Genomic DNA, 21,742 nt, shown 5'->3' with positions numbered 1-21,742 from the left:
ATGTGCGGTATTGTAGGGGTTTTGGGAAATCACGAAGCGGCGCCGATCCTCGTTGAGGCGCTCAAACGGCTGGAATATCGCGGCTATGACAGCGCCGGGATCGCCACCGTGTCGAAGGGCAAGCTGGACCGTCGGCGTGCGGTCGGCAAGTTGGTGAACCTGTCCGATTTGTTGGTGCATGAGCCGCTCGCGGGCAAATCCGGCATAGGTCACACCCGCTGGGCCACGCACGGCGCGCCCTCCGTGGTCAACGCCCACCCGCACAAGGCCGGTCCCGTCGCCGTTGTCCACAACGGCATCATCGAGAATTTCCGTGAGCTGCGCGAAGAGCTTGGCCAAAAAGGCTATAACTTCGTGACCCAGACGGACACGGAAACCGTCGTCCTTCTCTGCCAGAGCTTCATGGATGCCGGCAAAACGCCTGTGGAGGCCGCCATGGCCACCATCAACACGCTCGAAGGCGCGTTTGCGCTCTGTTTCCTGTTCGACGGCGAAGAGGACCTTTTGGTCGCCGCGCGCAAGGGCTCGCCGCTGGCCATCGGGCACGGCAAGGGCGAGATGTTCGTCGGCTCCGACGCCATCGCGCTTGCGCCCATGACCGATCAGGTCACCTATCTCGACGAAGGCGACCGGGCGGTGATCACCCGCGAGAGCCTCGAGATTTTCGATGAGACCGGCGCGCAGGTGCAACGTGCGCGGCGTACCATCGCCTTGAACGCCGCCCGCATTGAAAAAGCCGGGCACAAACACTTCATGGCGAAAGAAATCGCTGAACAGCCGACGGTGATTTCCGAAGCACTCGCCTATTACCTCAACGCCGATGACACCGGCATCGTGTTGCCCGATCCGGGCCTCGATTTCACCGCCTTTGACCGGATCATCATGGTCGCCTGCGGCACGGCCTATTACGCCTGTTACACGGCGAAATACTGGCTCGAACAGGTGGCGCGCATTCCGGTCGAGATCGACGTGGCCTCCGAGTTCCGATACCGCGAGCCGCCCGTCGCCCCCCGGACATTGGCGATTTTCGTCAGCCAATCGGGCGAGACCGCCGACACTTTGGCGGCGCTGCGATACATGTCCGGCAAGGCCGACAAGATCGTCTCTGTCGTCAACGTCGCGGAAAGCTCCATCGCGCGCGAAAGCGACATCGCCCTGCCGATTTTGGCGGGTGTCGAGGTCGGCGTGGCCTCGACCAAGGCCTTCTCCTGTCAGCTCACGGTGCTCGCACTTTTGGCGCTGGAGGCCGCCCATCAACGCGGTCAGATCGACGATGCGACGCTGGCCAAACGCCTCTCAGAGCTGCGCACCCTGCCGGGGCTTTTGACCCGTGCGCTCGATCTGGACGAACATCTCAACGCCGTCTCCAACGAGCTGTCCGAGGCCAAGGACGTGCTGTTCCTGGGCCGTGGCCCGATGTATCCCCTGGCCCTTGAGGGCGCCCTTAAACTCAAGGAAATCAGCTATATACATGCCGAAGGTTATGCATCGGGCGAATTGAAACACGGACCCATCGCGCTCATCGACAGCCACACGCCCGTGATCGTTTTCGCGCCGCATGACGCGCTGTTCGACAAGACCGTGTCGAACATGCAAGAGGTCATGGCGCGCGGCGGCAAGGTGCTTTTGGTGTCGGACAAAAAGGGCCTCGAAGTGGCCTCCGACGGGGTCTGGCAAGCGGTGCAAATGCCCGAAGTGCCGGACTTTTTCGCGCCCCTTCTTTACGCCATCCCGGCCCAGCTCATCGCCTATCACACCGCGGTCGCCAAGGGCACGGATGTCGACCAGCCGCGCAATCTGGCGAAATCGGTGACGGTCGAATAACGCTCAAAAAGAAGCCGCCCCAAATGCGGGGCGGCTTCGACGTGGGTCTCTGACTCGGGGGGAAAGGCTCAGACCCCGAGTTTGGATTTGGCGTAATCCAGCATCTCCGGCGTCACATCATCCGCCGTGATCGGCCCATTGCCGGTGGCATTCTGAGCCGCCACGATCGCGTCGATCAGAGCCTCGTCTGAAATCGCGCCTTCTGCATCCGCCACATCTTCTACCGCCGCATCGAGCACGGCCTTGTCCGCCAAAGCCTGGTCGTAATCCGCCTGTGCCTGCTCTACAGCGGCCAGTTGATCGAGATAGTCCTGGTAGCCGGGCTCACCTTCCGCCACTGGATTCGCGGCAAGATCGGCATTCAACTGGTCAATCTCAGCCCCCCAGCTCGCCGGATCGGACGACAGGCCCAGCGCCGCCGCGGCGGCCGCGAGATCGGCATAGCTGTCCGCATAGGCCGCACTGGCCGCATTCAAGGCATCCTCGGCGGTCTCATACTCGGCCACGGCGTTGAGATACGCCTTGATCGGCACCATTTTCGGGTCCGAGGAATTCATGATGCCATTCGGGTTGCGCCGCAGGGAATTCAGGGACTTGAGCGCGGAAGCCAGCGGTTTGCCTCTTGGATTTCCCGCAGTGCCGGCATTCCCATGGGTGCCGCCCGTCGACTGATCCCGATTGCCGGAATTGCCGCGATTCCCCGAATTTCCATGTCCGCCGGAGTTGCCGGAATTGCCGCCATTGGCATTCGCATTGCGCGCTTCTGCGCCACTCAAACCAGCGAAATCGGCCGTCACGATGGGCATCGCGTAGGCAAAAGCGGAGGCAGTCAACAGCAGTTTGATAAGGTTTTTCATTGTCCCTTTGGCTCTCTTGTGGTTTTGGCTGATCAAGCGATACCTCATCAAAAGGGCAAAAAGATGTCGATCACTCCCGAAACGGTCCTGGAAACCCTGCGGCTCTCCGCCGACCCGGAAAAGGCGTCTGCGCTCAGCAGCCGCGCTGGCCGTTCGGAGGCTCTCGGGGTTCCGCCCCAAGTGCTGGAGAATTTTGCGCGCGAATGGCGTCAGGACGTGAGCTTTCCCGAACGTCTCGATCTGGCACGCGCGCTCTGGGAACAGCCGGTATTCGAGGCCCGACTGATGGCCGCGAAACTTTTGACACAGGCGCGCATTGCCGACGATGCCGCCATCTGGGATCAGATCTGTGTTTGGATTTCTGAAGCCGACACCTGGGCCGAATTGGATGCGCTTGCGGGCGCCGGGGCGCGTCGCATTTCTGTCGATCTGTCGCGCATGGCCGTGGTGCATGAGCTGGCCAAATCCGAACGCGCGCTGGATCGTCGTGCGGCTTTGGGACTGTCCCTGCCCCTGGCGAAACTCGCCCATCCGACGGAGGACGAGGTGAACGCCATCGACGATGTGCTCTATTGGCTGACCTATGCGTTGCAGGACCCGGACAAGGATGTGTCGCGCATGGCCGACAGCTGGCTCAAGAGCCTCGGCAAACATGATCGCAAACGCGCCGGCATGGTGCGGCGCGTGGTCCAATCGCGCACAAAGTCTGACTAAATCGCTTGGCAGCCCGCCCCCCGCGCCCTAGATTACCGGTCATGTCCAACGCACCCCGCCTCATCGACCCTTTCGCCCGTCCGATCACCTACCTGCGTGTGTCGGTCACGGATCGCTGCGATTTTCGCTGTGTCTATTGCATGTCGGAAAACATGACGTTCCTGCCGAAAAAGGAATTGCTGACGCTCGAAGAGCTGGACCGCATGTGCTCTACCTTCATCGGGCTCGGCGTCGAGAAGCTGCGGATCACCGGCGGTGAACCTTTGGTGCGGCGCGGGATCATGACGTTTTTCAACGCCATGTCGCGTCACCTCGAAAGCGGCGCTTTGCGTGAACTGACCCTGACGACAAACGGCTCGCAACTGGAGCGCTTTGCCGGCGATCTCTATGCGGCTGGCGTGCGCCGGATCAACGTCTCGCTCGACACGCTGGATGCGGCGAAATTCCAACGCGTGACCCGTTGGGGCCGCCTCGATCAGGTCCTACGCGGCATCGAGGCAGCGCGCAACGCAGGGCTCCGGGTCAAGATCAACACGGTCGCGCTCAAAGGCTTCAACGAGGACGAATTGTTCACGCTGATCGACTGGTGCGCGCGCGAGGATATGGACCAGACCTTTATCGAGGTCATGCCGATGGGCGACATCGGCAACGAGGACCGCGTCGGGCAATATTGGTCGCTCAAGGACATGCGCAGCACCTTGGCGGAGCGCTTTACCCTCACCGATCTGCCGGAAAGCACGGGCGGGCCAGCACGCTATGTCCGCGTTGAGGAGACCGGGCAAAAGATCGGCTTCATCACGCCGCTCTCGCATGAGTTCTGTGAAAGCTGCAACCGCGTGCGGATGACCTGTACGGGAGAGCTGTTCATGTGTTTGGGCCAGGAAGACAATGCCTCGCTCCGCGACGTCCTGCGCGCGTCTCCCGACGACGATACGCCGCTGATCCATGCCATCGAAGCGGCCATTCTGCGCAAACCCAAAGGCCATGATTTCGACTATTCACGGCAAAAACCCGACGGTCAGGTCTCGCGGCATATGAGTCATACCGGCGGATGAAGCCCCTTCGCGCCTCATAAAAAAGCGCCCCCAACTGGGAGCGCTCCTTTTTGGTTTCCTTTGTGCCGGAAATACTCAGGGTCACGCCGCAGGCAGACGGCTTTCCACCATTTCAGCATACCACGAACAGCCCGCAGGCAGGGCCTCGTCGTTGAACATGTATTTCGGGTGATGCACCGGCGCGCCGGGGCCGTTGCCGACGATGATATAGGCGCCGGGGCGTTCCTCTAACATGTAAGCGAAATCTTCGCCGCCCATGACGAGCGGGTATTCTTCGCACCCGCCAGCCACCTTCGTGGCCGCCTCGATGGCGTATTCGGTTTCCTGATCGTGGTTCACCATGACCGGGTAGCCGCGATGGTAATCGACCTCGATCTCAGCCCCATAGGTGGCCCCCACCCCGGCACAGATTGCCTCAAGACGCTCCTGCGCCTGATCGCGGACCTCTCCGTCAAGCGTCCGCACCGTGCCTTTCAAAGACACGGTCGCCGGCAGGACGTTATGCGCCTTGGACGAGCTCTCCACCGTACAGACAGAGACGACCACCTGTTTCGTCGGGTCCACATTGCGCGAGGCGATGGATTGCAGAGCAAGCACGAGATGCGCGGCGGTCACCGTGCTGTCGACGGCCTCATGCGGTTTGGCGGCATGTCCGCCCTTGCCACGCACCACGATGTCGAACTCGTCGGCGGCGGCAAAGAACGGGCCAGGACGGATCGCGAAAGTGCCCGTCGGCAGGTTCGGCCAATTGTGCATGCCGTAGACCTCGTCGATGCCAAAGCGCTCCATCAACCCCTCTTCGCACATCACACGACCTCCGCCGCCGCCCTCTTCGGCGGGTTGGAAAATCACCACCGCCGTGCCGTCGAAATTGCGGGTCTCGCAGAGATATTTCGCCGCCCCCAAGAGCATCGCAGTGTGGCCGTCATGGCCGCAGGCATGCATCACGCCCGGGTTTTTCGAGGCAAATTCCGACCCGGTTTCCTCCAGGATCGGCAGCGCGTCCATATCGGCGCGCAAGCCAATGGTGCGGCCTTTGCTATCCGATTTGCCTTTGATCACGCCCACAACGCCGGTCTTGGCCATGCCTTCGACCACCTCGTCACAGCCAAACTCGCGCAGCAGGTCCGCGACTTTTTTCGAGGTGCGCGGCAGCTCGAACATCAGCTCGGGGTTTTCGTGAATATCGCGACGCCATGCGGTGATTTCCGGCAACAATTCGGCAAGGCGGTTCTTGATGGGCATGTCAGTCTCTTTTCTGGTCAGGTCGGAACGCGGTGACGTTCAATAGGTAAAGCCCTCGATGGGCTCCAAGACGAAGTGGTCTTTCGCCACTTCGCGGTAGGTGGATTTGGCGGGCGTGTGATCCGCCGGGAAGATCGGCGAGGGGATCGGTTTGAACGAGAGGTTCGAACTGATCTTCTTGTTGCGCGGATCGGCGATCGGCACGGCCAGCATAAGCGATTTCGTATAGTCGTGCTGCGGGTTCTCGAACACGGCCTGACGTGGGCCAATCTCTACGATGCGGCCCAGATACATCACCGCCGTGTGGTGGCTGACGCGTTCGACCACGGCCATGTCGTGGCTGATGAAGAGCATGGCGATGCCCAACTCGGCCTGAAGCTCCATCAACAGGTTCACCACCTGCGCCTGCACCGACACATCGAGCGCAGAGACGGCTTCGTCGGCGATCACCAGCTTCGGGTTGATCGAAAGCGCGCGGGCGATGGCGATCCGTTGGCGTTGCCCGCCCGAAAGTTCGTGCGGATAGCGTTTCATGAAAGAGCGCGGCAGCTCGACCCGGTCGAACAGATTGGCGACGCGGTCGGTCACCTCGGAGCCATGGGCGAGGCCATAATTGCGCAGCGGTTCGGCCACCTGATCCACAAGGCGCACCTGCGGGTTCAGCGACGCGAAAGGATCCTGAAAGATCATCTGCATGTCCTGACGCAAGCGGCGCAGATCGCCCGGACCTTGGTCGAGCACCTCTTTGCCGTCCAAAAGGATTGACCCCGCTTGCGGCTCCACCAGGCGCAGCACAGAGCGCCCGCAGGTCGATTTGCCACAACCGCTTTCGCCCACCAGAGACAGGGTTTCTCCCGGCTTGATCGAGAAAGACACATCCTCGACGGCATGCACATTGGCGACCGTCTTGCGCAACAACCCCGCCTTCACGGGGAAGCGCGTGACGAGGTTCTTGACCTCTAACACAGGCGCGCTGCCTTCGGGCGCGTAGGGCACGGGTTTGATCTCGCCCTGCGGCACACCGATCAGACGCATCGGTTCGGGCGCGGGCTTGCCGGTCATCTCGCCCAGTTTCGGCACGGCGGCCAGAAGCGCCTTGGTGTATTCCTCTTTCGGGGTCTCGAAAATCTCTTCGACACGGCCCTCTTCGACCACGTCGCCACGGAACATCACCAAAACGCGGTCGGCCATTTGCGCCACCACCGCCATGTCATGGGTGATGAACAGAACGGCGGTGCCATGTTCGCGTTTCAGCCGGTCGATGAGCGCCAGAATCTCCGCCTGAATCGTCACATCGAGCGCCGTCGTGGGTTCGTCGCAGATCAGCAGTTTCGGCTCACAGGCCATCGCCATGGCGATCATCACGCGCTGGCGCATACCGCCGGACAGCTCGTGCGGGTACTGGCTCAGACGGCGTTCCGGTTCGGGAATGCGCACGTCTTTCATCAACTCGATGGCGCGCGCGCGGGCCTGATCTTTGGTCATGCCCTTATGAACCCGCAGCCCCTCGCAAAGCTGGCGTTCGATGGTGAACACCGGATTGAGCGAAGTCATCGGCTCCTGAAAGATCATGCCGATGTCATTACCGCGGAGCGCCCGCATTTTTTCCGGGTTCATCGCTGTCAGGTCGATGATCTGCTCGCCCTTGCGCAGCTTGATGTCGCCCTCGGCGATCTTGCCGCCGCCGAATTCGATGAGCCGCATGATCGCCAGAGAAGACACGGATTTGCCCGAACCCGATTCTCCGACCACGCAGAGCGTCTCCCCCGGCGCGATGGTGAAGGACACGTCCTTGACCCCCACAACCGTCCCGCCCCGGGTCGGGAATTCGACCCTGAGATGCGACACGTCGATCAGGGCACGGGCTTCAGGCGTGTCTTGTTGCGTATCGGGAGTGGTATCGAGCATGGATCGCCTTTCGGGTCATGGTGAATTGAGATCGGTCCTCGTGCGGCTCAAAAGCGGCAAGAACCGTCCCCATGGATCTGTCATGAGGACCTTTTCCTCGACGCTATGCCTGCCGCGCTGGAACTGTCAAATCGGTTTGTCTGAAATACGAGCATTCGCTGAAACCGCATGCAAGGATAACGTAACGATATGGGCGGTCTGCCAATTTTCTCAGAGAAACCGCCTTGCTTCGCCTAAGTTTTTATCATTCGATAAATTTATAGCCGCGCAGCCCGGCGAGTCGCCTTGCCCTCAGCAAGTCCACTCGCACAGGTTGCGTCAGGTTCGATAAAGAGGAATGAGTTAAGACACGTCCGGCGGGAAACCTTAAAATGTGCGGTTCACGCACTGGTCCAAGCCCTGAAACAATGAAGTTCAGGCAGAGGCCCGAAGCCGGTTCAACAAGGAGAGGTTGTTATAATGAAACTCAAGACTGCCCTGATGGGCACTGTTCTGGGCACCGTCGCCGCATTGTCTATGGCGCCCGCCGCCTTCGCCGAACGCGGAGCCGACGGCCATGTCAACATCATCTATTACCAAGCCCCGTCGACGATGAACCCCTATCTGTCGGGCGGCACCAAAGAGCTCGAATCCGCGTCTCTCGTGCTGGAACCGCTGGCGCGTTACGATGAAACCGGCGCGATGGTGCCGTTCCTGGCCGAATCCGTTCCGACCGTCGAAAACGGTGGCGTTTCCGAAGACCTGATGACCATCACCTGGAAACTCAAGGACGGTCTTATGTGGTCGGACGGCACGCCGTTCACCTCCGAAGATGTGAAATTCACCTGGGAATATTGTACTTCTGAAGGTGGCGGTTGTTCCCAATCCGAGAAATACAATGACGTTGTCTCCGTCGAGACCCCGGACGATCTGACCGTGATTGTGACCTTCGGCGTGCCGAAGCCCTTCCCCTACGGTCCTTTCGTGGGCGCACAGGCGCCGATCGTGCAAAAGGCCCAATTCGCGGATTGTACCGGCGAAGCCATGGCGTCCTGTACCGATCAGAACTTTGCCCCCATCGGCACCGGCCCGTTTGTGGTCGATGAGTTCAAGACCAACGACGTGGTCTCCCTCTCCGCCAACACGAATTACCGCGATCCGATGAAACCGGCCTTTGCGACCGCAACGCTCAAGGGCGGCGGTGACGCGCAATCCGCAGCGCGGGCGGTGCTTGAGACCGGCGAATTCGATTACGCCTGGAACACGCAAGTTGCGCCCGATCTTTTGGAGGCCATGCTCGCCAAGGGTCAGGGCCAGCTCGTGAACTCCTTCGGCACACTTGTCGAACGGATCATGGTCAACCTGACCGACCCGGATCCGGCTCTCGGCGACGAACGCGCCACGGCCGCACATCCGCACCCGTTCCTCTCGGACATCGCCGTGCGCAAAGCGCTCTCCATGGCCATCGACCGCGCGCTTTTGACCGAGATCGGTTATGGCGATGCGGGGCGTCCGACCTGTAACGTGCTGCCGGCGCCGGAGATCTACAAATCCACCGCCAACGACGCCTGTCTGACGCAGGACATCGAAGGCGCGAAAGCCGTGCTCGAAGAGGCCGGTTGGGTCGACAGCGATGGCGATGGCATCCGCGAGAAGGACGGTGTGAAACTGTCGCTCCTGTTCCAATCTTCGACCAACGCGATCCGTCAGGATTTCCAGGCCATCATCAAACAGTGGTGGGAAGAAATCGGTGTCGAAACCGAGCTGCGCAACATCGACGCCTCCGTGTTCTTCGGCGGCGATGCGGGCTCGCCCGACACGTTCCAGAAGTTCTACGCGGACGTGGAGATGTACGCCAACAACTTCGACGGCACCGACCCCGAAGCCTATATGGCCAACTGGGAATGCAAACAGGCGCCGCGCCCGGAAACTCAGTGGCAGGGCAACAACATGCCGCGTTTCTGCTCCGAAGAGTATGACGCGCTTGTGGCCGAAATGGCCAAGACCGGTGACATCAACGAGCGTGCGGAAATGGCGAAGGCCATGAACGACATGCTGATGCAGGAATATGTCATCATCCCGCTCGTCGACCGTGGCCGCCTCTCGGCCCACGCGAATTCGCTGGGCGGTGTCATCCTGAACACTTGGGATTCCGAGCTCTGGAATGCGGCCGACTGGTATCGCATCAAAGAGTGATCTCTTGTGGGGCGCTCCGGTTTCCGGGGCGCCCGCTTCAATGACATAAGACCGCAAGGCCGCCTTCATGCTTCATTTCACGATCCGTCGCCTGGTTCTCGCCGTGCCGACGCTGCTGTTCATCTCCTTGGTGATCTTCCTGCTGCTCGATCTGGCCCCCGGCGATCCGATGGCCTCGATCCCGCTCACCGTGCCGCCCGAGGTGAAAGAGAAAATGCGCGAGGCTCTGGGCCTTGGCGAACCCGTCCACATCCGGTTTCTGAACTGGCTTTACCAGTTCTTCGTGGTCGAGCCGCAGGTCGCCTTTGACCATATCTTCGGCACCGATTTTGCCGAGGGGAAACAACGGATTATCTCCTTCCAATCCCGTTCCCCGGTGATGTCCGTCGTCGCCGAACGCATGCCCCAGACGCTTTGGGTCGTTGGCCTGTCCTACATCTTCGCGACGCTGATCGCCGTGCCCATCGGGATCATCTCCGCCTATCGCCAGTACAGCTGGTTCGACCAGCTCGGCACCTTTGTCTCGATGGTCGGGTTTTCGATCCCGACGTTCTTCTCCGGCGTGCTTTTGATCGTCATCTTCTCGGTGACGCTGGGTTGGTTCCCGTCGATCTACGACACCACCCATGAGATCACCGACTGGCCGTCGTTCTGGTTCCAAGTCCGCCAAATGGCGATGCCCGTCTTCGTCCTGACACTCTATAACGCCGCCCAAGTCAGCCGCTTCATGCGCGCTTCCATGCTCGACAATCTCAATCAGGATTACGTCCGCACCGCGCGGGCCAAGGGCCTGTCCGAGCGCGTTGTCGTGCTCATGCATGTGTTGCGCAACTCGATGATCCCGGTGGTGACCGTGATTGCCTTGGGTGTGCCGAATATCTTTGGCGGCGCCATCATCACCGAGCAGGTGTTCCAAGTGAACGGTCTCGGCCAGATGCTGATCACCGCGATCTACGCCTCCGACGCGCCGATGGTGCAGACCCTGACGTTTATCTTCGCGGTGCTCATCGTGCTCTTCAACCTCATTGCGGACATCATCTACGGCATGCTCGATCCGCGCATCCGCTACGATTAAAGGAAGCTGACCATGACTGACACAGCGACCATTCCCGCCCCCGATGAGAAACCCCGCAACCAGTGGTGGGACGTCTGGGATCAGTTCAAGACCCACAAGGGTGCCATGGCCGGGCTGATCTTTTTCGTCTTCATCGTGCTGGCCGTCTATCTCGGCCCGTTCCTCTGGACCATCGACCCCGGCCACATCGACATCCGCGCCCGCAACCAAGGCCCGTCTCTGGCGCATCCCTTTGGCGCCGACCAGTTGGGCCGCGATGTGCTTGCGCGTATGTTGCAGGGCGGGCAGGTCTCGATCTCTGTCGGCCTCACCGCCATGTTCCTGTCCCTGGTTTTGGGCACCTTCGTGGGCGTCCTCGCGGGCTATTGGAAGAAACTCGACGGCATCTTGATGCGCCTCACCGATTTGTTTCTGGCCCTGCCGCTGTTGCCGCTTCTTCTGGTGATCATCATGCTGTTCCGCGATCCTTTGCGGTCGGTCTTTGGCCTCGAGACCGGGATTTTCATCCTGATCGTTTTCGTCATCGGCATCACCAGTTGGATGCAGACCGCCCGGATCGTGCGCGGCGATGTCTTGGCATTGAAGGAACGCGAATATGTCCTGGCCGCCCGTTCCATCGGCACGCCGTCCGACCGGATCGTCACGCGCCATATCCTTCCGAATATCATGTCGCCGATCATGGTGTCCGCGACGCTTGGCATCGCCAATGCGATCATCACGGAATCCGCTCTGTCGTTTCTGGGCCTCGGTTTCCCGCCGGATTACCCGACCTGGGGTCGCCTGCTCTACGATTCGAAGGATTTCATTCAACAATATCCCGAACGCGTCATCTGGCCCGGTTTGGCGATCTCTTTGACCGTTCTCGCGGTCAATTACATCGGCGACGGGCTGCGCGATGCGCTCGATCCGCGTATTCGCGGGCGGTGAGCCGGAACAGCCAAATAAAAACAAAAAGCGCGCCGCTCCCCCGGCGCGTTTTTCTTTGGTTCCATGCTTTGTCAAAGCGCGCGAACACCTGTTTCGCCCTACCGACAGGATCGGAACATTTTCCCAATACCTACGTCGCAACAGCAACCCTATAAGATTGCCACGCATCTCTTTTCACGCATATGAGGAACAAATTTCCTCTCGCAGCCAATTTTGGCCCGCACATATGGAAGGACGCGACATGTATGAATCTCTCGGACTGGACCTGTCCCCGCGCCAAGCGGCGGTGATCCTTGGCCTTGTGATCGGTGTGCTTTTCGGCGCACTGGCCGAAGTGTCGCGCTTTTGTTTCCGTCGCTCCGTCGCCGGGGCAAAGGGCGAACGTGGCGCCGCGGCGGGCGTGTGGCTCGCAGGTCTCGCCACCGCCGTCCTCGGCACGCAACTCGCCGTCGCGCAGGGCCTGATTTCCTTCGCCGACCACCGTTTCCTGACGCCCGATCTGCCTTGGCTTGCCATTGTGATCGGCGGGGTGATGTTCGGCGTCGGCATGGTGTTGACCCGAGGCTGCGTCTCGCGTCTCACTGTTCTGTCCGGTTCCGGCAACCTGCGTGCGGCCCTCGTGCTCGTGGTCTTCGCCGTCGTGGCCCACGCCACGCTCAAAGGCGTGCTGGCCCCGCTGCGCACCACATTGGGTGGGGTCACGCTGTCGCTGGACACGGCCGCCCTGCCCGGCTCTGCGCTGATCTGGACTTTGCTCATCGTCGGGGCTGCGGGTATCGCCGCGTGGCGTCTCGCCACGTCCAAACGCGATCTCGTTCTCGGCGCCTTGATCGGCCTTCTGGTGCCCGCCGCATGGATCGGCACGGGTTTTGTCCTCTTCGACGAATTCGACCCGATCGCGATGGAAAGCCTGTCATTCACCTCGCCCGCCGCCGAGACCCTGTTCTGGTCCGTCGCGGCGTCTTCTATCCCTGCGGGATTTGGCACCGGCCTTATCGGTGGTGTCATTTTGGGGGCTCTCGTCTCGTCGCTGTTGTCTGACCGCTTCCGGTGGCAGAGTTTCGAGAGCCCCCGTCAAACCGGGCGTTACATGGCCGGTGCGGCCTTGATGGGTGTGGGCGGTGTGTTGGCTGGCGGCTGCACCGTGGGTGCGGGCCTTGCGGGTGTGCCGAGCCTGTCTCTGGCCGCCATCCTCGCGCTTGTCTCGATTGCTCTGGGGGGCGTGAGCGCCGCCCGGCTCATCCGAGATGGTGCTTCTTTATCCCCCGCAGGCCAAGCCAGACCGCAAGCACAACCAGCGGAGTGACCAGCGCCAGAGCCAGCCCTTTCGACAGGTGCAGCGGTTCGAGGAATGGGTAAACCAGATAGCCCACGAGGCTCACGGCGTAATAGCTGATCGCCACCACCGACAGCCCCTCCACGGTCTCCTGCAAGCGCAATTGCAAATCGGCGCGTTTGTCCATACTTTCCAAAAGCGCCTGGTTTTGCGCCTGACGTCCGACATCGACCTTTGTGCGCAACAGGTTCGCCGCCCGCGCGGTCCGCTCGGCGAGGCTTTCAAGCTGTGACTTGGCCGCCTGCACCGTGCGCATCGCCGGATCATAGCGCCGCATCATGAACTCGCCAAACAATTGCCGCGCCATGAATCGGCTTTCGCGCAGCACGTCGATCCTTTGAGTGACAATCGCCTCATAGGCCCCGGTCGCGCCAAAGCGGAAATTCGTCCGCGTCACGATGCCCTCGATCCGGGTCGAGAGGCCGAGAATATCGTCGAGCACCTCTTCCGTAGAAGTCTCAGTTTTCGAGGTCAGCGTCGCCATCAGCTCCGCCAGTTCCTGTTCAATATCCGCAAGCTCCCGCACCACTTTGCGCGCCTGCACGAGGCCCAGCATCGACATCGCCTTATAGGTCTCGATCTCGCAAAGCCGCTGCAGCACCCGCCCGATCCGGCGGCGACCACAATCCGGTTCCGGGAAAATAGCAAAGCGCATATGCCCGGCCTCATCGATGCGAAAATCCCCCGCGACCGTCAGCGCCCCGTCGAGGACATGGGCCACGGCGAGGCTTTCCCGCTCGAACCAGCTGTCGATCCGCTCGACGATTTGCGCCTCCGTTTCCACGGTTTCCACCCGGATGAGCGCGGAGGTGATCCGCTGCCCCGGCGCCTCATTCAGCCAGTCTTCCGGGAAGAGATCGAAGGTGCCTTTGTCAAAGGCCCGGTCCGCCACGCCATCGGCGAAAATCGTATAGGTCACGAATTCCGTATGGCTTTCCCATTTCAGACGATATTTGCCCAAAGGCCCGATGTAATGCGTTGCCCCCGGCGCCGGATGCGGCGCGCCGTAACGGTCCAAAAGCGCCAAAAGATGCGCCCGGTCCAGATTGTGGTCCCGGCGCGCCGCATCGCCTGCCGCCCGGATCGCCAGATAGGCGGCACGCGCATTGGTGCTCACCTCCGGGAAAGGACGGGCGTGCAGTTCATTGGCCAGCTCATAGCGGCGCGGGTGGTCTTGCAAAGGGGCCATATGCGTCTCTTATTCAACGTTGTTTTACGCCTATAGCCTGCGCGCGCCCTTCAAAGCAAATAATATTTTCATTCCATTTCAAAGACTTAAAGGAATGCCATGGTATACTTTCGTCGCAGATGCCCCTTTTAAAGCCCCAAATGCGGATTTTTCCCTGTCCCATCAGAGCCAAAGCCCTAAACTGGGAAAAACCAAGCGAAAGATCCATGGTCACAATCCTCTATAGTCTGTTCGGCGCAATCGGCACGGTTGTCCTCACGCTCGTGGCCCTGTGGCTCTGGCGCAAACCCCGTTGGACGGGGTTCGAGGGGCGCACGCTTTGGGACTGGATGGGCATCCTCACGATCCCCGCCTATCTCGGTTTTGGCTCGCTCTTGTTGGGCTTTGTGCAGTTGGAGCTTGCCGCGCTCCGGGCGGAAGAAGCGGCGTTCCAGACCTATCTCGACCGGATTTCCCAAATGGATTTGAGCGACCCGGGCACACATGCCATCGCGCGCGCCCAAACCGGCGCGGTGATGACCCAGGTGACCGGCCCGAGAGCCGCACGGGTGTTGCAGTTTCTCTCCGATCTCGACGCGCTTGCGATCACCCGGCCCGATCTCGAAAACCAGGATCTGCGTGGTGCAGAGCTCAAGGGGCTCGATCTGCGCGGTTTCAGTTTCGAAGAGGCCGACTTGCGCGGGGTAGATTTCGAAGGGGCACAACTCACCGGAGCCAGTTTCGAAGATGCCAATCTCAAGGGCGCGGATTTCAAATCGGCGGATCTGTCTGCCGCGGATTTCGCCGGCGCCAATATGCGCCGGGTCAGCCTGTCTTTTGCCGCCGTGGCCGGGGCCCATTTTGAGCAGGCGCGTCATCTCTCCGACAGTGAGTTGGAAAAGGCCTGTCAGACCGTCGGCATCTGTCTGGCCGAGCGGCACAAGACCGATGACACGGACGACTGACCCGTATCAGCCCAATTCTTCGGCCACGACATTCATCCAGAACGCCACGCCGATGGGGATCAGATCGTCGTTGAAATTGAATTTCGGCGTGTGGACAAAGGCCGATCCCGGCCCGTCGCCATTGCCGATCGACACATAAGCGCCTGGGATTTTCTCAAGGTAATAGGCGAAATCCTCGCTGGCGCCGATGGCGGGCGCCTCCGTCACTGTCAGGGCGTCGCCCACGGCGGCGATATGCGCGCGGCCCGTGACGGCAACCTCATCCGCAGTGTTCAACAGCGGCGGATAGCCCCGCTCATAAAACACATGCGCGGCGACATCGCCCGCCAGAGCACAGCCCTCCGCGAGCCGGGTGATCTCGCGCTGCAATGTGTCGCGCACCTCCGCCGTATAGCTCCGCGCCGTGCCTGCGACCGTGACCTTGGCCGGGATGATGTTCGGGCTTTGCCGCTCGCCGCCCGTGACATAACCAATTGAAACCACGGCCCAATCCGTGAGCGCCACTTTGCGCGAGACGACATTGCCGAGGCTCGCCATGAATTGCCCGCCGGCGACGGTCGGATCGGTGCCGCTTTCCGGCGAGGCGCCATGGCCACCCGTGCCCTCGAACACCACCTCCCACGTGTCGGAGGCGGACGTGTAGGGCCCGACCCGCGTGGTCAACTGGCCCAGAGGCTGCATCGGATCGTTGTGCACGCCGTAGATCGCATCCGTTGGAAACAGATCGAACAAGCCGTCCTTAATCATCGCATCGGCCCCGCCGCCGCCCTCTTCGGCGGGTTGGAACACGAAATACACAGTGCCTGCGAAATCCGGGTTGGCGGCGAGTTTCTCCGCCGCGCCCAAAAGCATGGTGGTGTGGCCGTCATGACCGCAAGCATGCATCTTGCCGGGCACCGTGGAGCTATAAGGCACGCCGGTGTCCTCGGTGATATGAAGCGCATCCATATCGGCGCGCAATGCGATGGATTTCTGCCCTGGACGCGCGCCTTTCAACGTGCCGACCACGCCCGTCTTGCCCAGCCCACGGTGCACCTCCAGACCCAAGCCCTCCAGAAAATCCGCGACCAAAGCCGAGGTCCGCACCTCCTCATAAGCGGTTTCGGGATGGGCGTGGATATCCCGCCGGATGGCGGTCATTTTTTCGATGAAAGCCAGGTCGGTCTGGATGTCTTCGGGACGGGTGTGCTGCATGGGGATCTCCTGTTCCCACACAGCATGCCCTTGGAGCAGGACGATGAAAAGCCACCGTCCTGCATACGGCCCTGCAACCCCGCTGTGCAGGACGGGACCAAGCCCGTTTCAGGCCGCCTCGAACACTTCGCGCGCCGCGTTCAGCCCGTTGATCGCCGCCGGCATGCCACCATAAACCGCCATTTGCCAGATAATCTCTGTGATCTCCTGCTGTGTCGCGCCCGCCGCCAGCGTGTGTGCGATATTGACCTTAAGCTGCGGCCCGGTTTGCCCACCCAAAGCGGTGAGCGCCGCGATGGTGCAGAGCTGACGTGTTTTGAGATCGACGGCTTCGCGCGCATAGTGCCGCCCGTAGGCCCATTCGATCAGCGTCTCCGCCATCTGCGGGATCATATCGTCGTATTTATCGGCCAGCGCCTCTTCGAGCCCCGGGTTCAACTGCGCGACAAGATCGCGGCCTTTTTGCAATGCGTCAGACATGGCTGCGCTCCTCTTCTTCAAGCTGTTCATAAAGTGCGACTTTGCGGTCCATGAGGGCGAGTGTCTCCTGCATCTGCTTGAGCTTCTGCCGGATCACCTCGCGATGCGCCTGCAACATCTCGCGCCGCTCGGTGTAGGTGGACGCCCCAAGACGACGCAGCTCCGCATAGCGGATGCGATCCGCCTGCGGCATTCCGGTGGCGTTGAGCTGGCCCAGAAATCCGATCCAACCGATCACGTCGTCCGGATAATCGCGCCGCCCGCCCGCATCCCGCGGCGGCGGGTCGATCAACCCGATCTTCTCGTAGAACCTGAGCGTGTCGATGCTCAGGCCCGTGTGCTCCGCGACGGTGGAAATCTTCATTCTGACCCTCCTGAACCTCATGAGTCGCTTGCAGCTTACGAGCTGGAGTGTACTCCAGCTCAAGCGCTTATTTCCCCTCATTTCCTGCGCGTTTCCTTTGCTGGCCAAAATACTCAAACAAAAAGGGCGGTCCGAAGACCGCCCTTCCTGAGTATTGATCCTGCAATGAAGATCAGTCGATCTTCGGCAGAAGCGCGTTCATGGAGGCTTTCGCATCGCCATAGAACATCCGGGTGTTCTCTTTGTAGAACAGCGGGTTCTCGATGCCCGAGTAGCCCGTGCCCTGACCGCGTTTCGAGACGAACACCTGTTTCGCCTTCCACACCTCGAGGACCGGCATGCCGGCAATCGGCGAGTTCGGGTCTTCTTGCGCGGCGGGGTTCACGATGTCGTTCGAACCGATCACGATCACCACGTCGGTGTCCGGGAAGTCGTCGTTGATCTCGTCCATTTCCATCACGATGTCGTAGGGCACCTTGGCTTCGGCCAGGAGCACGTTCATGTGCCCCGGCAGGCGGCCTGCGACCGGGTGGATCGCGAAGCGGACGTTCTTGCCCTTGGCGCGCAGCTTGTTGGTCAGCTCGGACACGGCACCTTGCGCCTGCGCCACCGCCATGCCGTAGCCCGGCACGATGATCACAGAGTCGGCCTCATTGAGTGCATTGGCCACGCCGTCGGCGTCGATCGCGACTTGTTCGCCCTCGACCTCCATCGCCGGACCCGCCGTGCCGCCGAAGCCGCCGAGGATCACGGAGATGAACGAGCGGTTCATCGCCTTACACATGATGTAGGAGAGGATCGCACCCGAGGAGCCGACCAGCGCGCCGACCACGATCAAAAGATCGTTCGACAGCGAGAAACCAATCGCAGCAGCCGCCCAGCCCGAGTAGGAGTTGAGCATGGAGACCACGACCGGCATGTCAGCGCCGCCGATGCCCATGATCAGATGGTAGCCAATGAAGAGGGCCGCCAGCGTCATCAGGATGACCGGGAAGAGCCCGCCGGTGTTGAAGTACCAGATCAGACAGATCAGCGAGAGCGCAGCCGCACCCGCGTTCAGCATATGCCCGCCCGGAAGCTTTTTCGCCGCCGAAGAGACTTTGCCCGCGAGTTTGCCATAGGCGATCACGGAACCGGTGAAGGTCACCGCCCCGATGAAGATGCCGAGGAACAGCTCGACCTTGAGAATGTTCAGCTCAACCGGCGACTTATGCGCCACAAGTGCTGCGAACGTCCCAAGCTCTTCACCACCATGCAGACCCGCCACATGATGCATCACGAAATGCGCGTTGAAGCCGACAAAAACGGCCGCCAGACCAACGAGCGAATGCATCGCCGCGACCAGCTGCGGCATCTCGGTCATCTCGACCTTATTTGCGACATACCAGCCGATGATCCCGCCCGCCGCGATCAGGATGAGCGACAGAAGCCAAAGCCCCGCGCCCGGCCCGATGAGCGTTGCAAACACCGCCAAAGCCATGCCGGCAATGCCGTACCACACCGCGCGCTTGGCGCTTTCCTGCCCCGACAAACCGCCCAGGGAGAGGATGAAGAGAACCGCCGCGACCACATAGGCCGCCGTCGTAAATCCGAAATCCATTGCCTCTTCTCCTTTACGATTTCTGGAACATGGCGAGCATGCGCCGTGTCACGAGGAAGCCGCCGAAAATGTTGATCCCCGCCATAAAGACAGAGAGCGCGGCCAAGAGGATCACCAACCAGTTGCCCGAGCCGATTTGCAGCAGAGCGCCCAAAATGATGATGGAGGAGATCGCGTTGGTCACGGCCATCAAGGGCGTGTGCAGCGCGTGGCTGACGTTCCAGATCACCTGGAAGCCGATGAAGACGGAGAGCACGAAAACGATGAAGTGCTGCATGAAGCTTGCGGGAGCTACGAGCCCCACGCCAAGCAAAAGCACGGCGCCCACGGCGATCAGCGTCACCTGTTGTTTGGTCTGCGCTTTGAAGGCGGCGACCTCTTCGGCGCGTTTCTCCTCGGGGGTCTTTTCCTTGACCTTTTCTTTCGGCTTCGCGGCGATCGCGGCCACTTTCGGCGGCGGCGGCGGGAAGGTGATCTCGCCCTCATAGGTCACGGTCGCGCCACGGATCACGTCGTCTTCCATGTTGTGATTGATCTGACCGTCTTTCTCAGGGGTCAGGTCGGTCATCATGTGACGGATGTTGGTGGCGTAAAGCGTCGAGGCCTGTGTGGCCATCCGGGACGGGAAATCGGTGTAGCCGATGATGGTCACGCCGTTGTCGGTGACGATTTTCTCGTCCTTGACGGTCAACTTGCAGTTGCCGCCTTTTTCTGCGGCCAGGTCGACGATCACGGAACCCGGCTTCATCGCCTCGACCATGTCTTTGGTCCAAAGCTCCGGCGCCTCGCGGTTCGGAATGAGCGCCGTGGTGATGACGATGTCCATCTCCGGCGCCAGCTCGCGGAATTTGGCAAGCTGCGCTTCGCGGAACTCAGGGGAGGACACGGAGGCGTACCCACCCGTGGCCGCACCGTCCTGTTGCTCTTCTTCGAAGTCGAGATAGACGAACTCTGCGCCCATGCTCTCGACCTGTTCGGCCACTTCGGGCCGCACGTCGAAGGCGTAGGTCACAGCGCCCAGAGAGGTCGAGGTGCCGATGGCGGCCAGACCCGCCACACCGGCGCCCACGACCAGAACCTTTGCGGGCGGAACTTTACCCGCCGCGGTGATCTGACCGGTGAAGAAGCGGCCGAAATTGTTGCCCGCCTCGATCACGGCCCGGTAGCCCGCGATGTTGGCCATGCTTGAGAGCGCGTCCATCTTCTGCGCACGCGAGATGCGCGGCACCATTTCCATGGCGATGACATTGGCGCCTTTGGCCTTTGCGGCCTCCATGCCGGCCTCATTGCCGCCCGGATTGAAGAAGGAGATCAAGGTCTGGCCCTTTTTGAGACGTTTCATTTCCGTCTCGTTGGGCTGGCGGACCTTTGCGACGATGTCGCATTCCTTCCACAAAGCAGGCGCGGTCTTGACGATCTCGACGCCTGCCTCTTCGTAATCCTTATCCGAGAACCCGGCGAGCGCACCCGCTCCGGTCTCGATGGCACAGTCATACCCAAGCTTTTGTAATTGCTTGGCGCTTTCAGGCGTCAGCGCGACACGCGCTTCCCCCTCAAAGACTTCCTTAGGAACACCGAATTTCACGTGTTGATCCTCTTTTCCCCAGTCATAGTCCTTCGTTGACCTCTTCCTTACCCAATTGCAGCGGCGCAGCGCAACATTATTGCGCAAACATCGCCAAAAGTAGGACGTAAAGTCACAGCCAACGCCGCGTTTGTTCTGCCCAGGTTTGAAACTCCTGCGAGAATTTCGTCCTGAGCCATGTTTCTTCCTCGGCAATGAAACGCCTTTGGATCACCGCCATGAAGATGGGGGTCAAAAGCACGCCTGCCGGATGGGCGAACAGTAGAGCAAAGCCCACGAGTGTAAAGGCGTCGCCCAGATAAATCGGGTTTCTAGTCAATCTGTAAACGCCATCCGTCACGATGTCGGAGGGCACCCGATGCGGCACCACGGTGGTGCGATGCCGCAGCATGGCAAAGACCGCCAGCGCCATAAGCAAAAGCCCCACGGCGATCAGCACCCCGCCCAAGAGTTTGAGCGCGTATGGCGCCTCAAAGCCAAGCCCGACTTTCGTCAAAGCCCAGTTGAGCGCCCAAGCGAGCCCCATGAAGCCCAAAAGCCAGATCGGTGGATAATCGAGTCTTTTCATGGCTTCAGCCTAGCCCCGGTTTGCGACAGCCGCTAGAAGGTCGCGCATGTTACTTCGCCCTTTGACCCCAAAAGATGCAGATGCCTGCTATGCGCTCTTTCACCGCACCGTTCACGGCGGCACGGGAGCGTTCTATGGGCCTGAGCAGCGCGCGGCCTGGGCGCCCGTAGGCGGCCAGGCCCCCGAGAGCTGGCCGGAACGCCTGACCAGCGGCTTTGCGATCTGCGCCACGCGTTGGGGCAAGATTCGCGGTTTTTTCACCATGGGCCACGACGGCCACATCGACTTTGCTTATGTTGCGCTCGAAGAGATGGGCAAAGGCACCGCCGCGCGGCTCTATGACGCCTGCGAGGCGGAAGCGCGCCGTCTGGGTCTCACGCATATGGACACGGAAGCCAGCCACCTCGCGCGGCGGTTCTTTGAAAAACGCGGCTGGCAGGTGGTGGCGCGGCAAAGCGTGATCCGCGAGGGCGTCGCGATCGAAAACTTTCGCATGCAGAAAAGCTGGTGAAAAAACTGTGACCGGATGTGAGCAATCGCGCCGGTCTCAAGGGATGTAAATCTTTGATCGCAAACCTATCTTCACGTCATGGGCCCGCGAGGCCCAAGGCCTCAAGGCCGCGCAGGGAGAGACGCCACGCCAGTGAGAGACAATGGTCTTGAGAGACGATGATCTCCGCCCGTCAGGACGCCTCCCGGATC

20 protein-coding genes are annotated in these 21,742 nt (G+C 60.9%); 9 read left to right on the top strand and 11 right to left on the bottom strand.

The window, feature by feature from the left end; all coding sequences use genetic code 11:
* Positions 1-1,824 carry a glutamine--fructose-6-phosphate transaminase (isomerizing) gene (gene glmS / locus HCZ23_RS12525; protein ID WP_167602069.1) on the top strand — a complete coding sequence of 608 codons (1,824 nt, stop codon included), beginning with the start codon at positions 1-3 and terminating at the stop codon, positions 1,822-1,824.
* A 68-nt stretch (positions 1,825-1,892) separates the two neighbouring features.
* Here glmS and HCZ23_RS12520 read toward each other — a convergent pair whose 3' ends face one another.
* Complete coding sequence (locus tag HCZ23_RS12520) at positions 1,893-2,681, bottom strand: hypothetical protein (RefSeq protein WP_167602068.1); 789 nt, start codon at positions 2,679-2,681, stop codon at positions 1,893-1,895.
* A gap of 63 nt (positions 2,682-2,744) precedes the next feature.
* On the opposite strand from HCZ23_RS12520, the gene HCZ23_RS12515 reads away from it, so the two are divergent.
* A complete protein-coding gene (locus HCZ23_RS12515) occupies positions 2,745-3,395 on the top strand; it encodes a DNA alkylation repair protein (RefSeq protein ID WP_167602067.1) in 651 nt (216 codons plus the stop codon).
* A 41-nt stretch (positions 3,396-3,436) separates the two neighbouring features.
* On the top strand, positions 3,437-4,450 hold the full coding sequence (gene moaA, locus HCZ23_RS12510) for a GTP 3',8-cyclase MoaA (RefSeq protein ID WP_167602066.1): 1,014 nt from the start codon (positions 3,437-3,439) through the stop codon (positions 4,448-4,450).
* Between the two features lie 81 nt (positions 4,451-4,531).
* On the opposite strand, the gene HCZ23_RS12505 is transcribed toward moaA, so the two are convergent.
* Both HCZ23_RS12505 and HCZ23_RS12500 read right to left on the bottom strand, forming a co-directional pair.
* Positions 4,532-5,695 carry a M20 aminoacylase family protein gene (locus HCZ23_RS12505; protein WP_167602065.1) on the bottom strand — a complete coding sequence of 388 codons (1,164 nt, stop codon included), beginning with the start codon at positions 5,693-5,695 and terminating at the stop codon, positions 4,532-4,534.
* Positions 5,696-5,734: 39 nt separating this feature from the next.
* Positions 5,735-7,603 carry an ABC transporter ATP-binding protein gene (locus tag HCZ23_RS12500; protein ID WP_167602064.1) on the bottom strand — a complete coding sequence of 623 codons (1,869 nt, stop codon included), beginning with the start codon at positions 7,601-7,603 and terminating at the stop codon, positions 5,735-5,737.
* 459 nt (positions 7,604-8,062) lie between these two features.
* Here HCZ23_RS12500 and HCZ23_RS12495 point away from each other — a divergent pair, with 459 nt between their 5' ends.
* The 4 genes from HCZ23_RS12495 (at position 8,063) to HCZ23_RS12480 (ending at position 13,086) form a co-directional block, all read left to right on the top strand.
* Positions 8,063-9,778: a peptide ABC transporter substrate-binding protein gene (locus HCZ23_RS12495; RefSeq protein ID WP_167602063.1), complete on the top strand. Its 1,716-nt coding sequence runs from the start codon at positions 8,063-8,065 to the stop codon at positions 9,776-9,778.
* A 67-nt stretch (positions 9,779-9,845) separates the two neighbouring features.
* Entirely contained in the window at positions 9,846-10,853 is a 1,008-nt protein-coding gene (locus HCZ23_RS12490) for an ABC transporter permease (protein ID WP_167602062.1), read from the top strand.
* 12 nt (positions 10,854-10,865) lie between these two features.
* Positions 10,866-11,780: an ABC transporter permease gene (locus HCZ23_RS12485; protein ID WP_167602061.1), complete on the top strand. Its 915-nt coding sequence runs from the start codon at positions 10,866-10,868 to the stop codon at positions 11,778-11,780.
* A 241-nt stretch (positions 11,781-12,021) separates the two neighbouring features.
* Positions 12,022-13,086, top strand: coding sequence for a YeeE/YedE family protein (locus HCZ23_RS12480; RefSeq protein ID WP_167602060.1), 1,065 nt, complete (start codon positions 12,022-12,024; stop codon positions 13,084-13,086).
* On the opposite strand, the gene HCZ23_RS12475 is transcribed toward HCZ23_RS12480, so the two are convergent.
* The gene (locus HCZ23_RS12475; RefSeq protein WP_167602059.1) at positions 13,019-14,305 is read right to left on the bottom strand and encodes a DUF3422 family protein; all 1,287 of its coding nucleotides are present in this window, start codon (positions 14,303-14,305) and stop codon (positions 13,019-13,021) included. The two genes, HCZ23_RS12480 and HCZ23_RS12475, sit on opposite strands and share 68 nt — an antisense overlap.
* A 13-nt stretch (positions 14,306-14,318) precedes the next feature.
* The gene (locus HCZ23_RS12470; protein WP_167602058.1) at positions 14,319-14,513 is read right to left on the bottom strand and encodes a hypothetical protein; all 195 of its coding nucleotides are present in this window, start codon (positions 14,511-14,513) and stop codon (positions 14,319-14,321) included.
* Between HCZ23_RS12470 and HCZ23_RS18240 the strand changes: the two genes are divergently transcribed.
* Entirely contained in the window at positions 14,512-15,249 is a 738-nt protein-coding gene (locus HCZ23_RS18240; protein WP_167602057.1) for a pentapeptide repeat-containing protein, read from the top strand. The genes HCZ23_RS12470 and HCZ23_RS18240 overlap by 2 nt on opposite strands.
* Before the next feature lie 6 nt (positions 15,250-15,255).
* On the opposite strand, the gene HCZ23_RS12460 is transcribed toward HCZ23_RS18240, so the two are convergent.
* From HCZ23_RS12460 to HCZ23_RS12435, 6 genes are all read right to left on the bottom strand, one after another.
* A complete protein-coding gene (locus HCZ23_RS12460) occupies positions 15,256-16,443 on the bottom strand; it encodes an amidohydrolase (protein ID WP_167602056.1) in 1,188 nt (395 codons plus the stop codon).
* A gap of 108 nt (positions 16,444-16,551) precedes the next feature.
* The gene (locus HCZ23_RS12455; protein WP_167602055.1) at positions 16,552-16,923 is read right to left on the bottom strand and encodes a carboxymuconolactone decarboxylase family protein; all 372 of its coding nucleotides are present in this window, start codon (positions 16,921-16,923) and stop codon (positions 16,552-16,554) included.
* Positions 16,916-17,287: a MerR family transcriptional regulator gene (locus HCZ23_RS12450; RefSeq protein ID WP_167602054.1), complete on the bottom strand. Its 372-nt coding sequence runs from the start codon at positions 17,285-17,287 to the stop codon at positions 16,916-16,918. Before HCZ23_RS12450 ends, HCZ23_RS12455 begins: the two co-directional genes overlap by 8 nt.
* Before the next feature lie 172 nt (positions 17,288-17,459).
* Complete coding sequence (locus tag HCZ23_RS12445) at positions 17,460-18,887, bottom strand: NAD(P)(+) transhydrogenase (Re/Si-specific) subunit beta (RefSeq protein WP_167602053.1); 1,428 nt, start codon at positions 18,885-18,887, stop codon at positions 17,460-17,462.
* A 13-nt stretch (positions 18,888-18,900) separates the two neighbouring features.
* Positions 18,901-20,472 (bottom strand): Re/Si-specific NAD(P)(+) transhydrogenase subunit alpha, encoded by a 1,572-nt coding sequence (locus tag HCZ23_RS12440; protein WP_167602052.1) that lies wholly within the window; start codon positions 20,470-20,472, stop codon positions 18,901-18,903.
* Between the two features lie 112 nt (positions 20,473-20,584).
* Positions 20,585-21,040, bottom strand: a complete 456-nt coding sequence (locus HCZ23_RS12435; RefSeq protein WP_167602051.1) for an isoprenylcysteine carboxylmethyltransferase family protein — start codon at positions 21,038-21,040, stop codon at positions 20,585-20,587.
* 46 nt (positions 21,041-21,086) lie between these two features.
* Here HCZ23_RS12435 and HCZ23_RS12430 point away from each other — a divergent pair, with 46 nt between their 5' ends.
* Entirely contained in the window at positions 21,087-21,551 is a 465-nt protein-coding gene (locus tag HCZ23_RS12430; protein ID WP_167602050.1) for a GNAT family N-acetyltransferase, read from the top strand.
* Positions 21,552-21,742 lie beyond the last annotated feature (191 nt).

Origin of the sequence: Celeribacter sp. HF31 (genome assembly GCF_011806455.1) — a bacterium.
Classification (GTDB): Bacteria; Pseudomonadota; Alphaproteobacteria; order Rhodobacterales; family Rhodobacteraceae; genus Celeribacter.
Note: the sequence above shows the minus strand (reverse complement) of the source record. Positions and strands in the feature narration are given on the sequence as shown.

Bases quoted from the DNA above. Each gene is read 5' to 3' on its own strand.
- moaA (WP_167602066.1), top strand. From the start codon at position 3,437: ATGTCCAACGCACCCCGCCTCATCGACCCTTTCGCCCGTCCGATCACC.
- HCZ23_RS12495 (WP_167602063.1), top strand. From the start codon at position 8,063: ATGAAACTCAAGACTGCCCTGATGGGCACTGTTCTGGGCACCGTCGCC.
- HCZ23_RS12500 (WP_167602064.1), bottom strand. From the start codon at position 7,603: ATGCTCGATACCACTCCCGATACGCAACAAGACACGCCTGAAGCCCGT.
- HCZ23_RS12455 (WP_167602055.1), bottom strand. From the start codon at position 16,923: ATGTCTGACGCATTGCAAAAAGGCCGCGATCTTGTCGCGCAGTTGAAC.
- HCZ23_RS12480 (WP_167602060.1), top strand. From the start codon at position 12,022: ATGTATGAATCTCTCGGACTGGACCTGTCCCCGCGCCAAGCGGCGGTG.
- HCZ23_RS12515 (WP_167602067.1), top strand. From the start codon at position 2,745: ATGTCGATCACTCCCGAAACGGTCCTGGAAACCCTGCGGCTCTCCGCC.
- HCZ23_RS12490 (WP_167602062.1), top strand. From the start codon at position 9,846: ATGCTTCATTTCACGATCCGTCGCCTGGTTCTCGCCGTGCCGACGCTG.
- HCZ23_RS12460 (WP_167602056.1), bottom strand. From the start codon at position 16,443: ATGCAGCACACCCGTCCCGAAGACATCCAGACCGACCTGGCTTTCATC.
- HCZ23_RS12485 (WP_167602061.1), top strand. From the start codon at position 10,866: ATGACTGACACAGCGACCATTCCCGCCCCCGATGAGAAACCCCGCAAC.
- HCZ23_RS12470 (WP_167602058.1), bottom strand. From the start codon at position 14,513: ATGGATCTTTCGCTTGGTTTTTCCCAGTTTAGGGCTTTGGCTCTGATG.
- HCZ23_RS12450 (WP_167602054.1), bottom strand. From the start codon at position 17,287: ATGAAGATTTCCACCGTCGCGGAGCACACGGGCCTGAGCATCGACACG.
- HCZ23_RS12505 (WP_167602065.1), bottom strand. From the start codon at position 5,695: ATGCCCATCAAGAACCGCCTTGCCGAATTGTTGCCGGAAATCACCGCA.
- HCZ23_RS12435 (WP_167602051.1), bottom strand. From the start codon at position 21,040: ATGAAAAGACTCGATTATCCACCGATCTGGCTTTTGGGCTTCATGGGG.
- HCZ23_RS12445 (WP_167602053.1), bottom strand. From the start codon at position 18,887: ATGGATTTCGGATTTACGACGGCGGCCTATGTGGTCGCGGCGGTTCTC.
- glmS (WP_167602069.1), top strand. From the start codon at position 1: ATGTGCGGTATTGTAGGGGTTTTGGGAAATCACGAAGCGGCGCCGATC.
- HCZ23_RS18240 (WP_167602057.1), top strand. From the start codon at position 14,512: ATGGTCACAATCCTCTATAGTCTGTTCGGCGCAATCGGCACGGTTGTC.
- HCZ23_RS12475 (WP_167602059.1), bottom strand. From the start codon at position 14,305: ATGGCCCCTTTGCAAGACCACCCGCGCCGCTATGAGCTGGCCAATGAA.
- HCZ23_RS12520 (WP_167602068.1), bottom strand. From the start codon at position 2,681: ATGAAAAACCTTATCAAACTGCTGTTGACTGCCTCCGCTTTTGCCTAC.
- HCZ23_RS12430 (WP_167602050.1), top strand. From the start codon at position 21,087: ATGTTACTTCGCCCTTTGACCCCAAAAGATGCAGATGCCTGCTATGCG.